At 36.5% G+C, this 17279-nt stretch carries 18 protein-coding genes and 11 tRNA genes; all 29 read right to left on the bottom strand.

Annotation, left to right across the window (positions count from 1 at the left end):
• Positions 1-7: 7 nt before the first annotated feature.
• The 29 genes from EFREU_RS00840 to rplN all read right to left on the bottom strand — a co-directional run bounded on the left by EFREU_RS00840 (position 8) and on the right by rplN (position 17277).
• A tRNA-Ser gene (locus EFREU_RS00840) sits at positions 8-100 on the bottom strand.
• 79 nt (positions 101-179) lie between these two features.
• Positions 180-255 (bottom strand) — tRNA-Phe (locus tag EFREU_RS00835).
• 8 nt (positions 256-263) lie between these two features.
• A tRNA-Asp gene (locus tag EFREU_RS00830) sits at positions 264-340 on the bottom strand.
• 2 nt (positions 341-342) lie between these two features.
• Positions 343-418, bottom strand: a tRNA-Met gene (locus EFREU_RS00825).
• A gap of 16 nt (positions 419-434) precedes the next feature.
• Positions 435-527, bottom strand: a tRNA-Ser gene (locus EFREU_RS00820).
• A gap of 39 nt (positions 528-566) precedes the next feature.
• Positions 567-643, bottom strand: a tRNA-Ile gene (locus EFREU_RS00815).
• Positions 644-648: 5 nt separating this feature from the next.
• Positions 649-725: transfer RNA gene (locus tag EFREU_RS00810), tRNA-Met, on the bottom strand.
• Between the two features lie 9 nt (positions 726-734).
• Positions 735-810: transfer RNA gene (locus EFREU_RS00805), tRNA-Ala, on the bottom strand.
• A gap of 7 nt (positions 811-817) precedes the next feature.
• Positions 818-894: transfer RNA gene (locus EFREU_RS00800), tRNA-Pro, on the bottom strand.
• Between the two features lie 52 nt (positions 895-946).
• Positions 947-1023 (bottom strand) — tRNA-Arg (locus EFREU_RS00795).
• A gap of 464 nt (positions 1024-1487) precedes the next feature.
• Positions 1488-1563, bottom strand: a tRNA-Cys gene (locus EFREU_RS00790).
• Between the two features lie 93 nt (positions 1564-1656).
• Positions 1657-2370 carry a hypothetical protein gene (locus EFREU_RS00785; RefSeq protein WP_100609145.1) on the bottom strand — a complete coding sequence of 238 codons (714 nt, stop codon included), beginning with the start codon at positions 2368-2370 and terminating at the stop codon, positions 1657-1659.
• 46 nt (positions 2371-2416) lie between these two features.
• A complete protein-coding gene (locus tag EFREU_RS00780) occupies positions 2417-5422 on the bottom strand; it encodes an extracellular solute-binding protein (protein WP_100609144.1) in 3006 nt (1001 codons plus the stop codon).
• Positions 5383-6375: a spermidine/putrescine ABC transporter permease gene (potB, locus tag EFREU_RS00775; RefSeq protein WP_100609143.1), complete on the bottom strand. Its 993-nt coding sequence runs from the start codon at positions 6373-6375 to the stop codon at positions 5383-5385. Before potB ends, EFREU_RS00780 begins: the two co-directional genes overlap by 40 nt.
• 15 nt (positions 6376-6390) lie before the next feature.
• The gene (potA, locus tag EFREU_RS00770; RefSeq protein ID WP_100609142.1) at positions 6391-7440 is read right to left on the bottom strand and encodes a spermidine/putrescine ABC transporter ATP-binding protein; all 1050 of its coding nucleotides are present in this window, start codon (positions 7438-7440) and stop codon (positions 6391-6393) included.
• A 266-nt stretch (positions 7441-7706) separates the two neighbouring features.
• The gene (locus tag EFREU_RS00765; RefSeq protein ID WP_100609141.1) at positions 7707-8555 is read right to left on the bottom strand and encodes an HAD family hydrolase; all 849 of its coding nucleotides are present in this window, start codon (positions 8553-8555) and stop codon (positions 7707-7709) included.
• Positions 8556-8699: 144 nt separating this feature from the next.
• The gene (trxA, locus tag EFREU_RS00760) at positions 8700-9011 is read right to left on the bottom strand and encodes a thioredoxin (protein WP_100609140.1); all 312 of its coding nucleotides are present in this window, start codon (positions 9009-9011) and stop codon (positions 8700-8702) included.
• Position 9012: 1 nt separating this feature from the next.
• Positions 9013-9858 (bottom strand): HAD family hydrolase, encoded by an 846-nt coding sequence (locus tag EFREU_RS00755; protein ID WP_100609139.1) that lies wholly within the window; start codon positions 9856-9858, stop codon positions 9013-9015.
• Between the two features lie 102 nt (positions 9859-9960).
• Positions 9961-11415, bottom strand: coding sequence for a glycoside hydrolase family 32 protein (locus tag EFREU_RS00750; protein WP_100609138.1), 1455 nt, complete (start codon positions 11413-11415; stop codon positions 9961-9963).
• 221 nt (positions 11416-11636) lie between these two features.
• Positions 11637-13154 carry a preprotein translocase subunit SecY gene (secY, locus tag EFREU_RS00745; protein ID WP_100609137.1) on the bottom strand — a complete coding sequence of 506 codons (1518 nt, stop codon included), beginning with the start codon at positions 13152-13154 and terminating at the stop codon, positions 11637-11639.
• On the bottom strand, positions 13155-13592 hold the full coding sequence (gene rplO, locus EFREU_RS00740; protein ID WP_100609136.1) for a 50S ribosomal protein L15: 438 nt from the start codon (positions 13590-13592) through the stop codon (positions 13155-13157).
• 9 nt (positions 13593-13601) lie between these two features.
• The gene (gene rpsE, locus EFREU_RS03755; RefSeq protein ID WP_198507959.1) at positions 13602-14426 is read right to left on the bottom strand and encodes a 30S ribosomal protein S5; all 825 of its coding nucleotides are present in this window, start codon (positions 14424-14426) and stop codon (positions 13602-13604) included.
• 20 nt (positions 14427-14446) lie between these two features.
• Positions 14447-14797: a 50S ribosomal protein L18 gene (gene rplR / locus EFREU_RS00730; RefSeq protein WP_100609135.1), complete on the bottom strand. Its 351-nt coding sequence runs from the start codon at positions 14795-14797 to the stop codon at positions 14447-14449.
• A gap of 24 nt (positions 14798-14821) precedes the next feature.
• Positions 14822-15370, bottom strand: a complete 549-nt coding sequence (rplF, locus tag EFREU_RS00725) for a 50S ribosomal protein L6 (RefSeq protein ID WP_100609134.1) — start codon at positions 15368-15370, stop codon at positions 14822-14824.
• Between the two features lie 25 nt (positions 15371-15395).
• Positions 15396-15788 (bottom strand): 30S ribosomal protein S8, encoded by a 393-nt coding sequence (gene rpsH / locus EFREU_RS00720; RefSeq protein ID WP_100609133.1) that lies wholly within the window; start codon positions 15786-15788, stop codon positions 15396-15398.
• 25 nt (positions 15789-15813) lie between these two features.
• The gene (locus tag EFREU_RS00715) at positions 15814-15999 is read right to left on the bottom strand and encodes a type Z 30S ribosomal protein S14 (RefSeq protein WP_100609132.1); all 186 of its coding nucleotides are present in this window, start codon (positions 15997-15999) and stop codon (positions 15814-15816) included.
• 21 nt (positions 16000-16020) lie between these two features.
• Positions 16021-16563 (bottom strand): 50S ribosomal protein L5, encoded by a 543-nt coding sequence (gene rplE, locus EFREU_RS00710; RefSeq protein WP_100609131.1) that lies wholly within the window; start codon positions 16561-16563, stop codon positions 16021-16023.
• A gap of 14 nt (positions 16564-16577) precedes the next feature.
• Positions 16578-16895: a 50S ribosomal protein L24 gene (gene rplX / locus EFREU_RS00705; protein ID WP_100609130.1), complete on the bottom strand. Its 318-nt coding sequence runs from the start codon at positions 16893-16895 to the stop codon at positions 16578-16580.
• Positions 16896-16908: 13 nt separating this feature from the next.
• Positions 16909-17277, bottom strand: coding sequence for a 50S ribosomal protein L14 (rplN, locus tag EFREU_RS00700; protein WP_100609129.1), 369 nt, complete (start codon positions 17275-17277; stop codon positions 16909-16911).
• Positions 17278-17279 lie beyond the last annotated feature (2 nt).

Below are 17279 nucleotides of genomic sequence, written 5' to 3'. Positions count from 1 at the left end.
TTTTAACTGGCGGAAGATGAGGGATTCGAACCCCCGCCCGGGTTGCCCCGACTAACGGTTTTCGAGACCGTCCCCTTCAGCCGAACTTGGGTAATCTTCCAGTAATGTGATTTATTTTTATTTTACATTTTTTTGACTAAATAAAAAGTAGCCGAATAGCTACTGATGTTTTGTCTGAATGGTGGTCGTGGACGGAATTGAACCGCCGACACGCAGAGCTTCAATCTGCTGCTCTACCGACTGAGCTACACGACCATAAATAATGGCGACTCCAACGGGACTTGAACCCGTGGTCTCCTCCGTGACAGGGAGGCGCGATAACCAACTTCGCTATGGAGCCAATGGTTGCGGGGGCAGGACTCGAACCTGCGGCCTTCGGGTTATGAGCCCGACGAGCTACCAACTGCTCCACCCCGCGATTTTTAATTTTTAACTGGCGGAAGATGAGGGATTCGAACCCCCGCTCGGGTTTCCCCGACTCTCGGTTTTCAAGACCGATCCCTTCAGCCGGACTTGGGTAATCTTCCGTTACTTTTGACCTCAACTCACACCATTGGTAATTTGAATGGTGGACCTTATTGGACTTGAACCAATGACCGCCCGGTTATGAGCCGGATGCTCTAACCAACTGAGCTAAAGGTCCTTATATGGTAGCGGGGGGGAGATTTGAACTCCCGACCTTTCGGGTATGAACCGAACGCTCTAACCAACTGAGCTACCCCGCCATAAAAAAATGGTGGACCCTATCGGGATCGAACCGACGACCCCCTGCGTGCAAGGCAGGTGCTCTCCCAGCTGAGCTAAGGGCCCACAAATATGGTCGGGAAAACAGGATTCGAACCTGCGACCCTTCGGTCCCAAACCGAATGCTCTACCAAACTGAGCCATTTCCCGATTTAAAAAGATGTTATAACCTAACGAAATAACATCTTCATTTGGTTTCTAATGGTGCGCCCGGAGGGACTCGAACCCCCAACCTTTTGATCCGTAGTCAAACGATCTATCCAATTGATCTACGGGCGCATATACTTTTAGAGTTGTCGTAAACAACAACATAACAATTATACCAAAAACTAAACAAAATGGAAGGACCAATTTAACAGTTTTTTCGCAAATGGCATAATTAAGATTACTTATAAATTTTATCTCTTTTTTTAAGAAAGGCAAGAATAAAAAAGGTAAAAGTTGCTAATACTTATTTAATAGTTAGAATCATTGATTTTCCCTTTTATTATCTTGTCTATGATTACAAAAAGAACTAAGCCAGACTTTTTAACTCTGTAAAAAACATTTTATAAAAATTTTAAAGAAACTAAAACTATTTCGAAACTAAAAACTAATAAAGCCAAAAAGTAACAAACTTTATTAGGTTCCAGAAATAATTCGCTTTACATATTCGTTATTATAAAAATTTAATATAAAAAACCTCTAAGCTTTTAGAGGTTTTTTATATATTAACTAACTTTTTTGAGTTAGGTGGTTTTTCTTGGAGGTACCAGTCGGATTTGAACCGACGATCAGGGTGTTGCAGACCCATGCCTTAGGCCACTTGGCTATGGTACCATACCTAAGAATTATATCAAAAATGAAGCAAAAAGCCTAGTTGAGTTACCTTGGTGAAAATAAAAAGTAACTTACTAAAAGTTACTTTCCGCGTTAATTGTTGTTACCTTCAAAATCGTTATTGTTAGTATCAGTGTCTTCACCTAAAATATCGCCTCTTAAAATTTTAACCGCTTCTAAAAGTTCGCGCATTTTTTGAGTTTGATATTGGTTTGTACCTGATGGTTGATAAATTTTTGATAAATCTGCAAAACGTTTATCCAAATCTTTTATTGTGAAGTTTGGAGCTAGTGACATAAATTTTAACGCCCAATCAGCGTCATGAGTTGGTGTGGCAGGGTCAATGTTCCAGTCGCCCTCTTCAGTTGCATCGGGGTAATCTTGGTAATAATCAAAACTTTCTTCTTTAATTGAATATTCGTTTTCACCCATTCCAACATTATAAGTATAAATATCCTCTTTTTTCAATAATGGCTCATGAGTTTTGCACTCTTTCAAAGCTGATTTATACATTAAGCCAAATCATAAGGCACTAGTCGCTCCAACGCCCCCCATAATTACCACTGACGTAATGATTAATTTTTGGTCAGAAGAAATTAATCCTGGGATTAAGATAACAACCATAAAAATAATTCCCATCACTAGTCATGTTAGCGGTAATCTTGCGCCACGAACCATAAATATCGTCATGATTTTGTAGCAACTAGCATGCATAGGGCCACTAATCAATTGATTGGTGGGTTTGTGACCAGTCATGACCATCTCATTTCGCGTGATTGGTCGATGACAAATAATGCATTTTTTCATTTTTTTATTTCCTCAATCACTATTTATTATACAAAAAAATAAATCATTAACCTATCTTACCGGCAACAAGTTCGTTGTAATAATCAACCAGTTTTTCATCAAGTCTTGGTAAATATTTGAACGCCATTAGTTCTTCTTTACCATCTTTATCTTTATTTTGTTGGTAAATTGGGTCACCCAAAGCATCAACACAAGGGTAATAAAGTCTTTTGTAATTACTAAAAATATTGCCTGGTTGAGTAAGTTCGTCCATCGCGCTTGCTACTGGACTAGTAATTCCAACATATTCACTAATATCAGTGGCTTTACTGATTAAAAAATTAATAAATTTATAAGCTAAATCTTTATGGTGAGATGTTTTTGACATGACTAAGTTATCTGAGAAAACATTGGTAGTTTGGTAACGACCATTAGCCATTTTAATATTGGGTCTACCAAAAAGGAATTTTGTTGGCTCATCTAGAGCGATAGCGTTAGCAAAATCACCGTCATCATCGCCCCCGCCGTTGTCGACATCTTCACCATTATAGATTCGGTTGGCTTCCACAGCGTCCCCATTATACATCATGGCAAAATCAAAACGCCCTTGGCCAACATTATCCACTAACTCATCATTATTTAACGAAACTTTTGGTTTATTAATAAAATCGTTGGCTAAATATTGGTTAGCTTGTTCAATTTCATGATCAGTTTCGAGATTCGGTTTTTGGAACAATACTTGGCCAGCGATGGCAAAGATATTTTTGGGGTCGTTATTTAAAGCCACCCTTTTGCCAGCTTGAGCTGCTTGTTTCAAAATATCCCAAGATAATTTAGTTTGGTTAAGTTCACCAGTATTAATGGCGGTCGCAATTTCTTCATCGGTGAAACCAGCTTTAGTTTTTAAAAAATCAAGGTTAGCCTGAGTCGGATTAACCACAATTACTAAATCTCCTCAAAGGTAAGGTACCGAATAGTCTAATAAATTCTTCTTTCCATCATTGCCATCAATTTCGTAATTGGCTAAAAGTTTCACTAGATTATCATCTAGAGTTACCTTTTCTTGTTTGTCGTTGTCAAAAAGGTTAGCCCCATTGGTCTTGGCCTCAACTCGTTTCGCTCACGGAGCGTCAATATTTAACAAGTTATAATTCAATAATTCTAGTCGGTCTTCCAAAGCTAATTTTTTAACCATGTAATCTGAAGGCACCATTAAATCATAATTAAATGTATAAAGCTTATTATATAAAGTCTCATTTGAATCATATTCTTGATAATTGACACGTACTTTATACTCTCTTTCAAATTCGCCAATCAAGGCTGGGTCAATATATTCTCCTCAATTTCCAATCACCAAGTTATAAGTATTATTTAAAACATAAGCAACGGTTAGTCCTGAGAAAGCTGCTAGACCAATAAGGAGAGCTCCAAGCATTTTTCAACTTCTTGCTAACCAACTTTTGGCGTGACCTTCACTACTTGCCTCATAATTAGGAACTAATTTTAAGGTTTCTTTTTTAACCTTAGCGGCTAAAAGATTAATTTTGTGATCAATTTTTTGAATATCACTAGTTAACTTACGACTGGTCTTTTTAGTCAATGGTTTGTTAATAAAGATTTGTTTTTCCAAGTGGTTTTTTTGGTCAGTTAAACCAAAAATGACATTGTAATTCTTATCTTGCAACTCACGCAAACGTTCTACTACCAAGCGAAGTTTATGCATGTTTTTGCCTTCTAAGATTTCGATTTTCTCAATCTCTAAACGTTTTATTTTGCGGTTAAGAGCTAGACTTTCTTTTTTTGAAAGTTCCTCGGTAGCGAGATTTCATTTTAAAGCTGAAATTTCTTGTTCAACTTTTTCGGCCTTATGCAAAGCAGCATCTTCACGGTTTTCTAACGCTTCAATTTCCTCATTTAAGAAGGTTAAACGTTCTTCAACTTTTTCCTTTTGGAGAGTTAACTTTGCCGCTTTATGAACATCGTTTGTTTTATCTAATTGAGCATTTAGTTTCGCTAAACGTTTTGTTGCTAATTCCTGACGGTCATAATAACGTTTTTCTTTGTTAATTTGTGAACGAAGTTTATACCGTTTTCATTCTAAACGGGTAATCTTTTTGTCGTAAGTTTTGGCTGAAACCATTTTAATCCGGAATTTCAAGCATTCATACTTCAATCACAAGAAAATATTGGTTGAATAAGTTGTTTTGTAATTACCATTCTTTTGTGCTTCTAGAAGAAGTAATTCCTTTTTCAATTCCGCCATTCTTTTTGATTTATAAGTTTTATTTCGCAGTTTTTCCACTTTGGTCTCTTGACTTTGTTTATATAAAGCAAAAGCATTTCAAGTTAAAATTCCCAAAATAATAATTGCGACCAACATTGTCCCAAAGGCAAAAACATAGGGACGAATTTTTTTCATTGTGTAAATGTAGGTCGAGACATTAGTCTGACTTCCACCTGTGAAGTAAGAAATAATGAAATCATCAAAACTCATTGCAAAAGCAATGGCAGCTGCTGCAATAATCGCTGGCTTTAACACTGGCAAAATAACGCGTATTAGTAATTGTCAATTATTTGCCCCTAAATCTTCACCAGCTTCTAATAGCGAGTGGTCAACTTTTCGTAGGCGTGGCATCACTGTAATCAAAACATAAGGCACGTTAAACGAAATATGGGCCATGATTAAAGTAAAGATTCCAAACCTTAAATTGGCAACCAAAAACACCATCATTAATGAGACAGCAGTAACTACATCAGCATTAATCAAAGGAATATTCGCAATCCCCATCCATTTGCGTTGTGTATTACGACGACAACGACTTAAACCAATGGCTGCGGCGACTCCAATTAATAATGAGATAATAGTCGACACAAAAGCAACAAAAAGTGAGGTAATAATCGATTTAATAAATGGTGAATTTTTAAAGAAATCTTCATACCAGCGAAGACTTCATCCACGTCATGTCGAAACAGTTGTTCCTGCATTGAAGGAAAAAATGATCATAATGACAATCGGAATATAAATAAAAGCCATTATAAGGGCAAAATAGTTGGCTCTGAAGAATTTTTTCATTTGTTTTTTCCTCTTTTCCCTTCTAGACGATTACTGCTTCAACGAATCAACAAAGTTAAAAGGAAAACAAAAATGGTTAACACTACCGAAATAGCAGCTCCAAAACCAAAATTATTTCCTTTAAAGAAATAAGATTCAATAATTGAAGATATTAAGTTAATTTTGCCATCACCCATGTAACGAATCACGATTAAAGAAGTGGCTGCTTGGACAATCACCAACGTAAAAGCTGTTAAGACTCCTGGTAAAGAAGAACGAAAGGTAATATGTCAAAATGTTTTTCAACTTGACATCCCCAAATCGCGGGCTGCTTCTTCCAAATCTATTTGACGCATTTCTAAACTATCGTAAATTGGAATAATCGCAAAGGGCAAAAACATGTAAACCATCCCGATAATAACAGCAAATGGTGTTCCGATGGCACTTGGCATTAATAGGTAAAAGAATGACTTTAACCCTAAAACCTTTAATAGCATGGAGATTCAAATCGGCATTGTCACGAGAATTCACATATTTTTGACAAGTACCTTTGATTTGACTTCACTCATAATTAAGGCGATTGGGTAACCAAAAACAATGGCTACCAAGGCAGCGGCTACTGCATAAGCAATTGAAAGTAGCAAAGCTACCATAATGTTTTTACTAGTAAACATCTTGACAAAGTTTTCTAAGGTAATGCGAAATAATTGGGCATTACCGGTTGGTTTAACCAACGAATAAATCAAGATTGAAACCAAAGGCAAAATGATTAAAAAAATCATCACGATAAAAAATGGCAATAAGATTGGTCAGACTTTACCTTTAGTAAAATTAAAAGTTTTTGTTTTGGCAAGTTTGGCAGAAAATTCGCTGATTTTTAAGGAACGACGACGTTTTACTTCCTGAGTAATAGCCGCATTTAATTCGGCTTCGTTATAACCCAGACTTTTTTTCGATGGTTTTCTTGTTTTCATCGGTGCGTCTCTTTCCTATTGGTCGATTTCTTTTCACATGACATGAATATCATCGCGTTTTCATTTTAAGGAAACTTTTTCGCCAACTTTTTTAGCTTCAGTTGTTCTTACTAATCATGTACGGTTTTTAGTGCGAATTTCATATTCTCAATAAAGACCTTTAAAAACTGCATTTTCCACTTCACCATTAAAATAACCAACATTTGGTTTTCATAAATTAATATCTTCTGGACGAATGACAATATCGATATTTTCTTCATCAATTCCAAAGTTTGTATCTACACACTCAAATTCTTTGCCGTCAAATTTGACATGGTGATCGCTAACAAAAATCCCGTTTTGGATAACATTCGAAACTCCGACGAATTTCGCTACCCAAAGATTTTCTGGTTCATTATAAATTTCTTCAGGAGTACCAATTTGTTGGATACTTCCATCATTCATTACAACAATTCGGTCAGACATTGATAGCGCTTCTTCTTGATCATGACTAACCATAATAAAAGTAATCCCCAATTCTCTTTGGAGACGTTTTAATTCTTCTTGCATTGCTTTACGCAAATGTACATCTAATGCTGACATTGGTTCATCCAATAACAACACTTGTGGTTTCATTACTAAGGCGCGAGCAATCGCCACCCTTTGCTTTTGACCACCAGAAAGCTCAGTCACATTTTTATCTTCGTAGCCTTCTAAACCAACCACGCGCAATTGTTTCATCACTTCACGTTCAATAATGGCGCGTTTAGTTTTTTTATTTCGTAAACCAAAAGCAACATTTTCAAAAACGTTTAAATGAGGAAACAATGCATAAGATTGAAAAATGGTATTAATCTGACGCTTATTAATTTTAATTGGTAACAAGTCTTTATCTTCAAATAAAACTTGACCACTACTTGGTTTTTCAAAACCACCAATGATTCTTAGAGTTGTTGTTTTTCCACAACCAGAAGGTCCTAATAAAGTAATGAATTCACCTTCATGAACATCAAAACTGATTCCCTTTAGGACTACTCGACCATCATACTCTTTCGTAACATTGCGGACTTCAATAATATTATCCATACTAAAATATCTCTCCTTCTATTAACTTTAAAGTATCGATTTAAAGCAAATGTGAGATACCTCGCAAATTTTATTTCGAAAGTATCTTACTGAAGGGAGAGACATTCGGTCTTCAAGTTACATTTTTCTTTTTGGATTTGAGGGTTAACAAAATTTAAAAATTCTCAACTAAAAATGAGACTAAAAACTGATTTTGGTATTAACATTTTTGCACCCTCCCATAAAAACACATAATAATATTTTACCAATTTTTTTAAAATTAATCATTATTTTGTTGGGGTGTTTTTTTGGGCTTCTAGGAGACGATTGATTTCAACCGCCACACCATTTTCTTGCACTGAAGGAGCGACTTTATCAGCTGCTTTTTTGATATGGTCATGAGCATTACCCATGGCAAAACCTAGCCCTGCTCACTTGATAGCTTCCAAATCGTTTTCACCATCACCAAAATAAGCTACTTCTTCTGGCTGTAAGTTGAATTTTTTGGCTAAGAATTTTAATCCTTCACTTTTATTAACCCCTTTGGGAACAATTTCAATGTTTTGTCGCGCATCTTGAACATAAGAAAAGGCAAAAATAGGATAATTATAATTACTTACCTCTTCCCGGAATTTTTGCATTTGTCGACGAGAGCCACTCACGATTAATTTGGAAATTGGTGATTTTAAAGGATGGACAAAATCGTATTTTAATGGTTTTCGTTTTGAGTTATGACTTAAAGCCCAAACAAAGGGATGTCATTTCTTATTTACATAAGATAGTTTGTCATTGTAAGCGTAGCTAAAAATTTGCACGTGATGTTTATTCGCTAGTTTAAAAAGTAAATCAGTTTCTTCTTTGGTGAAAAAATGGTTATATTCTTCTTTCATATCTCCATTGGGTTGAATGGTGAAAACCTCGGCACCATTTTGACCAATAATCGGAATATCAGAATAGTTAAGTCCCATTCCCATTTGGTCTAAAATTTTTTGGATTGATCGAGCGTTTCGACCAGTTGCCAAGGTAATTTTAAGACCTTGGTCTTGTGCTTCCTTGAGCGCTTGGATCACCGTGGGGTTGATTTTTCCCCGGTGAAAAATAGTTCCGTCAATATCAGTGGCAATCAGTTTAATCATAGGCTCCTCGACCCCAATCTTCTTGAGGCTTTTTCTTGCTTTGATTTTATCAAACTCCAGAAAAAGTTCGAAAAATCATTTGGGAGTTAAAAAATAAAAAAACCGAGAGCTTTGCACATCGGTTTTAGAAAAAGTATTTAAAAATTATTTTACTCAGTCTTCTAATTGAGCAAGAGGCATAAATCCTGAACTTTCTTTAACTAAGTGGCCATTTTCCAATAAACGTAGTGATGGAATTGACATTACGTTATATTTGCTTGCTAACTCAGGGTTTTTGTCCACATCAATTTGGGCAATTGTGATTCCTGAACTTTTTGTAGCAAAATCTTCAAGAATAGGGTGGAACATTTTGCAAGGACCACATCAATCAGCTTTAAAATCGATTAAAACCTTTTTATTATTAGCAATTAACTCTTTTAAAGCTGCTTCTGAAGTAATTAGGTTTACTTTTGACATCTTAAATCTCCTTCTTTTTTAAAATTTTTGTTTCTATATAATGCCAAACACCATTTTTATCATTATTAAATTCTGTCACATCATCGGCAATATCTAATAATTCTAAAGTAGCATTTTGCATCGCAACCCCAACATCGACTGCTGTTAATAATGATAAATCATTATAACCGTCACCAAAGGCATATGACTTAGTTTTTTTACTTTCGACTGCCAAATGGTTCATAATCATTTTCGCTGCATGACCTTTATTGACATTTAAGGGCATGATTTCTATTACGCGATCAGTATATTGGTGAATCGTTGCCTTGCCATCAAAATCCTTGTAGAGTTTGGTAACAAAAGCTCGTGAGTCTTCCAAACTAGTTCCTTTTTTTAAAACAATAGTTAAATGGGCAATGGGTGAAATGATTTTTTCAGGGCTGTTGGCAATCACATATTTCATATTGGCCACTTCCGCTCAATAATAAGAATTATCACCTTTATTAAAAACATAAACGGTATCGTCACCAAAGAAATTAACTTTTGCTTTATGATGACCATAGTTGTCCCTGAAAATTTTTTCAACCACTTCACTAGGAATATAATCGCGACGAATTCAGCTTTGGGTTTTAAAGTCAAAAATTTGTGCGCCATTATTTCCGGCAATAATACCTCCGTGTTGGTCAATTTTTAATTTTTTTGCTAAATTTAAAATATCATTAGTCGATCGAGCAGTGATGGGAACTAAATAGTAACCTTCTTCATAGAGGCTTTGAATTCCGGCAATAGTTTCTGGAGAAGGGCAATGGTCATCAGCCAACAAGGTACCATCTAAATCTGAAAAGATAATTGCATTTTGTTTATACATAATACTCAGTCTCCCTTATCTTTGTTTATCGGCTTTATTATAGCCGATAAAGCTTCAAAAGGCGATAAGACTAAAGGCTTGCTCCGTCGAAGAAACTAGTTTTTAATGATTTAAAGAATTTAAAAATAACGTATTCTCTTCTTGCAAACTAAAACCTTTCAATTGGTAAGCTTCTCCACCAGTAAGGTCCGTTTCAATCGTGGTATGATTCAAAACATAAAAAAGAACGGATACCGAATGTTCCCCATCATTAATAAAAATTTCGAGACAAGAACGATCAACCAAAAGTCGAAGATTATTGATTTTGTCGATAGCAATTTTTTGAAGCGGGGGCAAATTAAAGGCATCTTTAAGAGTCATGTCGGTACGATTAATTTCTAAAAGGCCTTTTTGATAAGTTACCTGAAGAGCTTCATGTTTACTATTGTGGATTTTTAGAAAGAAATCATCCTTTTCAATTTGGTCAACTTTTATTTCGATTAAGCCATTAGGATAAGTAATTTTTTTACCTCATGATAAAGTTTTGACACGTAATTTTTTGAGTTGGTTCGCCGGTTGTTGGTACATGACACCATTCACTCACGTCACTTCACGGGGTAATGATAATTGGCTTAACCAATTATTAGGCAAGGTCTTGCTGATTTTGGAAGCTGGGTTTCCGAGTCAACCAAGGGTAATGTTTTGGTTAGGACAGTTTTGGAAAAATTGGGGAGCATAGAAATCGAGACCTTTATCAAAAAGTTTTAAAGGTCCATGACTCTCAAACTCCATTATTTTATTAAATTTTCCTTTTTGATACCAAGTTTTTCTTCCTTCTAGACCCTTAGTTTTAGCAACCGTACTAAAATACAAATATTCATTATCATTCCCGTTATCTTTGATATATCCAGGCGCTTCTACTCTTAAGGGCTCTAAATGGCTTAAATTAGGCCATTCTAAGGGGTGAACGGAGTGTCAAACCATTAGTTTACGGTCTTCGGCTCCATAGAGGCTAATTAAGCCTTTTTTATGCTTTGATTGGGCACCATTCAACATGTAATGGCCCCCATTTTTTTCAAAAATCATTGGGTCATGAAAATAACCAGAGTAAACACTTAAGTCTTGTCCAAAAAGCATAGTTTTTCTTGTGGTTTGTTTCTTTAAGTTTAGTTGAGCTTTCATAACAAAAGTAGTTTCTAATTCCTCTTGAAGTTGCACTAAGCCAGAATAGTAAAAATATAGTTGGCCAGCTTCAATGAAGGCATGACCAGAATAAGCCCCATCTTTGTCATATTGACATGAAGGCGTTATCGTCAAACCTTGATAATCATAATGGATAAAGTCAGTGGTCATATATAAACCTCAAGAAGGAATTAGGCGCTCATCACTAAAAGGACAGTTTTGGAAAAAAATATAGTATCAACCCTTATAGTAAATCAAACCGTTGGGGTCATAGAGAGCACCGGCGTAACTTGTTAAGTGAAATTTATTGGTATACCAATTGCCTTTATCTTCTTGATGTAATTTATAAAATAGCGATAAATCTCCACGTGTGATTCAGTCGTGTTGTTCTTTCATTAATGAGACCCCCCTTTTTGTTTGCCGAAAACTTTGAGATTTATAAATGATTATTAGCACGAAAAAAGTAGCACGAAAATGTGCTAGTTATATTTTTATTTTAACCTTATCCCTCTTTCAAAAGAGCGAACCATAGTTTTTCATAAAAAAAGAACTAGGTTTTTCCTAGTTCTTTTTAATATTAGCGCGTTAAAGTTTTGAAGAGCCAAGTCGCAATTTGATTATCAAATATGACTTTGTTGGTTTTGGCTTTCTTCAACAAAATTTTCTCGCTTTTTCTCAATTAAATTTTGTTGGACTAAACGCCCTTTAATTTGTTGAAGGGTTTGGAGGGCGACAGAAATAACAATAATTAGTCCTGTTCCTCCAATCGCTAAGTTTGACGGTAAACTTGTCAATTTCGAAATGATGTATGGCAACACCGCAATAATAGCCAAGAAAAGGGCTCCAATAATCGATAATCGGTTAATTGTTCCTACCAAGAATTTTTCAGTTTCCTTCCCAGGTTTAATTCCGGGAATAAATGTTCCTGATTTTTGGAAGTTTTCAGCAACTTTTTCTGGGTTGATTTGCACTTGCGCATACAAGAATGTAAAGAGAATTGTCAAGACTGAATATAAACCAATTCCTCACCAAGTGTCAAATGATAAATATACTTGAGTAAAGCGAACAAAACCAGAACTTGGATTTGTTGCTGCCACAATTTGGGCAATTGTCACTGGAGTAGAAATAATGGCCGAGGCAAAGATAACTGGAATTACTCCGGCATTATTAATCTTCAAAGGAAGATATGGCGTATGATCGCGACTATCCACTAAACCAGCTCCAGTTTGTTGAATAGGAATTTTCCGTTCCGCTTCGTTCATCAGAACAACGACGAAGATGATTAAGAAGAAAACAACCACATAAATGATAAATTTCAAGAGACCATCAAAAAAGATGTTTGCTTGTTCCCCAGATTTGGCAACCCAAAATTGGAAAGTGGCCTTAAAATTGGTTGGCATTGTGCTAATAATTCCTAAGAAAATGATAATTGAAACCCCGTTACCAACCCCACGGACGGTAATTTGGTCTGCCAATCATAGCATGAAGAAACTTCCAGCTAGCATGATTACCGGAATCAAAATGTAGTAGAAAGCGGCTGGTCCAATACCATTTTCCGCTTGGAGCCCTCCTTCTCATTTTGGAGTAATTAGTCCTTGGGAAATTAATGTAAAGACAGTTGCTTCTCCTTGCATAATGGCAAAGGGAATCATCAGGATTTTTGTCAATTTATCTAGTTTACGTCGTCCCCGCTCTCCCGATCTGGTTCACCGAGTTAACACTGGAATTACATCAGTCGATAATAACTGAACAATAATCGAAGCCGTAATGTAGGGTGAGACTCCTAAAGCAAGGATTGAGAATTTTCCAATGCTTCCTCCCCCTAAAGTAGCGAGTAATTGGAAGAATTGGATATCCGAAATTTTTTCTTCGTAATCCTTAGAAATATGGATTCCCGGAACTGTTAAATACATTCCAGCTCGAATCAAAACAAGGATTAAAATAGTAAAAATGATTCGCAAAAGCAAATCTTTGTTTTTCACAAAAAAATTAGGCTTTTGAAAATCATTTGTTTTTTGCGAAGTTTTTTTGATGGAAAACAAGCGACCTTTTTGGGGCTGATCTTGTTTTTTTGCGTGGTTTGCGGCACGTGAAGGTTTAACCCCTTCATGTACTCCTTTTCCTCCTCATACCATCTAAATCACCTCGACTATTCCTCCCAATGCTTCAATCGCTTTTTGGGCTGATTGAGAGATTTTATTAACTTTGACATTAACTTTGTGGTTTAGCGTACCTTTACCCAAAACTTTTACAAGTTGTTTGTCATTTTTAATGACTCTTTTGGCAAGTAAGGTTTCGTGGTTCACTTCTGTTAAACCAAGTTTGTCAATTTGTTCTAAATTAATTAAAACATATTCTTTTTGATTTGGCGAGGTGAACCCAATCTTTGGTAGACGGCGGAACAATGGTGTTTGCCCTCCTTCAAAGCCTGGACGTACTCCTCCACCAGAACGCGAATTTTGTCCTTTATGACCACGCGTTGCGGTTTTTCCTTTTCCTGAAGCCATTCCACGGCCAACACGGGTTGGTTTTGTTTGACTACCAGGTGTATATTTTAACTCATGTAATTTCATCAAAACCTCCTATTTTGTAACCGCATTATTAGCAGCAGCAGTTGCGACTTCTTTTGGTTTAGCAACCGCTTCTTCAGTTTTTACTTCGTTATTCTTTACTTTCCCAAAACGAAGTTCTTGGGTTGTAGCATAAGTTTGCATTCTTGACAAACCATCTAAAGCAGCACGAATCATGTTAATTGGAGCATGTGATCCTAATGATTTAGTATAAATATCTCCAATACCAGCTAGTTCGACAACAGCACGAACTGGCCCTCCAGCGATTAATCCAGCCCCTTCTTTAGCAGGTTTGATTAAAACCTTACCTGCTCCGTAGGTTCCTAAAATTTCGTGAGGAACAGTAGTTCCGCGCATTGGCACACGAATTAAGTTCTTTTTAGCTTCTTTGACTGCTTTTTTAATTGCATCAGGAACTTCATTTGCTTTTCCAGTTCCTAAACCAACTTGGCCTTTTTTGTTACCGACAACGACAACCGCAGCAAAACGGAAATGGCGTCCTCCTTTAGTAACTTTAGTTACACGACGGATAGTAACTACTTTTTCTTCAAAATCATCTTTAGGACGATCATTGAAACCACGAGGACCACGTCCACCACGGCCTCTTGGCCCTTGGCCTTGTCCACCAGGACGACGACGGTCTCCTGAAGTTGGACCCGATCCTGATTGAGGACCTTGGAATTGACCAAAGTTACCAGTACCAGCGCCAGTACCAGTCCCTGGACGACGCGCACGATCACGGTTAAAGTTATTAGTGTTTGGACGTGATTGTGTTTGGGCATTGGGATTGCGACTTACTTGGCCCGCATTAACATTAATGTTTTTTTCTTCACTCATTATTTTTGCCTTTTGCCTTTCTAGAATTTTAATCCCGCTGCTCTGGCTGCATCAGCGAAAGCTTTTACTTTACCATGGTATTGGTATCCCCCACGGTCAAAGACAACTTCAGTGATGTTTGCTGCTAAAGCTTTTTTAGCTACTTCAGCCCCTACGCTTTCAGCAGCTTTAATATTTGATTTTGATGGAAGATCCATCTTCATTGATGAAGCGCTTACTAGTGTACGACCAGTGGTGTCATCAATTATTTGGGCGTAAAAGTTGGTATTTGATTTAAAGACATTCAAGCGTGGACGGCTTGAAGTTCCTGAAATCTTAGTACGCACACGGTAATGGCGACGTTTACGCGCTTCTTGTTTTGCAAATTTCATTGTTTACTTCACCTTTGCGCAAGCCTATTTACCGGCTGCTTTTCCTTCCTTACGAATAATTTTTTCGTCAGCGTATTTGATTCCTTTACCTTTATATGGTTCTGGTTTTCGGTAAGCACGAATGTTTGCCGCAAATTCACCAACTAGTTGTTTGTTAATTCCACGAATAATAATGTTGGTTGGTTTTGGTACCTCAACTGTTAATCCTTCCGGAATTTCACATTCCACCGGATGAGAGAAACCTAAACTCAAACCAAGTTTTTTCCCGTTTAAGTTAGCTTTGTAACCAACCCCAACGATTTGTAAGTTTTTTTCAAAACCTTTTGAAACTCCTTCAAGCATTCCAGCAATTAATGAATTGGTAGTTCCATGTAATTGTTTGGTATGTTTGATTTCGTTAGCACGTAGAGTTTTGACAGTGCGTGATTCTTGATCTATTTCAATAGTAATTAAAGGTGAGAATTTTTGGCTCAATTCTCCCTTTGGACCTTTAACAATAACAGTGTTATTTGGTTCTAGTGTAACTTCAACCCCTTCAGGAATTGATAAAAGACGATTTCCGATACGTGACATATTTTATTCTTCTCCTATCAACTATCTATCAAACAAAGGCAAGCACTTCGCCACCAACTTGGTTTTGACGAGCTTGTTTGTCAGTCATGATTCCCTTTGAAGTTGAAACGATTGCGATTCCTAAGCCATTTAAAACTTGAGGAATTTCGTTGGCTGGAGCGTAAACTCTTAAGCCAGGTTTTGAAATTTTCTTTAATCCTTGGATAACACGAGTTTTGTTTTTATATTTTAGATCAATCACAATTTTTTTCTTGGCTTCACTTTCAGTAACTTTGTAGTTTGAAATGAATCCTTCTTCTTTTAAGATTTTAGCAATCTCTAATTTCATTTTGCTTCCAGGGATTTCAACAGTTTTTAAATATCTTTGGTTTGCATTTCGAATTCGAGTTAGCATATCTGCAATTACATCAGTAGTCATATATTTAATTCCTTTCCATCCCTATCTATCATGAAGCTTTCTTAATACCAGGAATTTGGCCTTCATATGCATATTTTCTAAAGCATAGACGGCAAATACCGAATTTTTTTAAGACAGCGTGCGGACGGCCGCATTTCATACAACGGGTGTAGTTACGGACGCTAAATTTGTGGTGTTTATTTTGTTTAACTTTTAAAGATTTTTTTGCCATGCGTTATCAACCTCCGTTGTTCTATTTATTAAATGGCATTCCCATTTTTTCCAATAACGCGTAAGCTTCTTCATTAGTTTTTGCGTTAGTGACAATGGTAATGTCCATTCCTCTTAAGCGTTGGACTTTATCGTAATCAATTTCTGGGAAAATGATTTGTTCTTTAATTCCTAAAGTATAGTTTCCAAAACCATCAAAGGAATGGCGTGGAGTTCCGCGGAAATCACGAACACGTGGTAAACCGACATTTACTAATTTATCAAAGAAGTCATACATCTTTTTCCCACGTAAAGTAACTTTTGTTCCGATTGGCATTCCTTCACGTAATTTGAAGACAGCAAGTGATTTTTTAGCTTTCGTAGTCACTGGTTTTTGACCAGTAATAGCCATTAATTCGCTTACTGCTTGATCTAGTTTTTTACTATCAGTAGAAGCATCACCAATCCCCATGTTAATGACGATTTTTGTTAGCTTCGGTACTTGCATAATTGATTTATAACCACGTTCTTCCATTAAGCTTGGCACAACTGTAGTTGTATATGTTTCTTGTAATTTTGATTTCATTGTGTCTTCGCCTCCTATTTGAACTCGTGATTTGTTTTACGACTAATACGGATTTTCTTCCCATCACGGATTTCGTAACCAATTCGTGTGGTTGCTTCTTTACGTTTTGGATCAAGCATTCCGACGTTTGAGATATTCATCTTAGCAGGAATTGGTTTAATTCCTCCGTCAGGTTCCGAATTTGAAGGTTTCACATGTTTCAAGATTTCAATTCCTTGCACTGAGACAAATTTTTTGTCTTTAGAAATTCAAGTAATTGGTCCTTGTTCACCTTTGTGAGCACCAGCGATAACTTTGACTAAGTCACCTTTTTTTAATTTTGTCTTTGCCATTATGCTCACCCTCCTACAATACTTCTGGCGCTAACGAAGCAATTTTCGTAAAGCCAGCCTCTTTAATTTCACGAGGAATCGGTCCAAAAATACGAGTTCCTCTTGGAGTTTTGTCTTCTTTGACTAAAACTCCGGCGTTTTCTGAAAACTTAATATAAGTTCCATCTTCGCGACGTAATTCACGGTTAGTGCGAACAATAACCACTTTTACAACTTGGCCTTTTTTCACTGGTGCCCCTGGAATAGCTGCAAGTACTGAAGCTACGACAATATCACCAATTTGAGCAGATCTACGTTTCGATCCTCCAAGTACACGAATGACACGAACTTCTTTTGCCCCTGAGTTATCAGCGACTTTTAAAACAGATAAATTTTGAATCATGG

It is taken from the genome of Entomoplasma freundtii (genome assembly GCF_002804205.1).
In the GTDB taxonomy this organism is placed as follows: Bacteria; Bacillota_I; Bacilli_A; order Mycoplasmatales; family Mycoplasmataceae; genus Williamsoniiplasma; species Williamsoniiplasma freundtii.
This window is presented reverse-complemented; position numbering and strand designations above follow the sequence as displayed.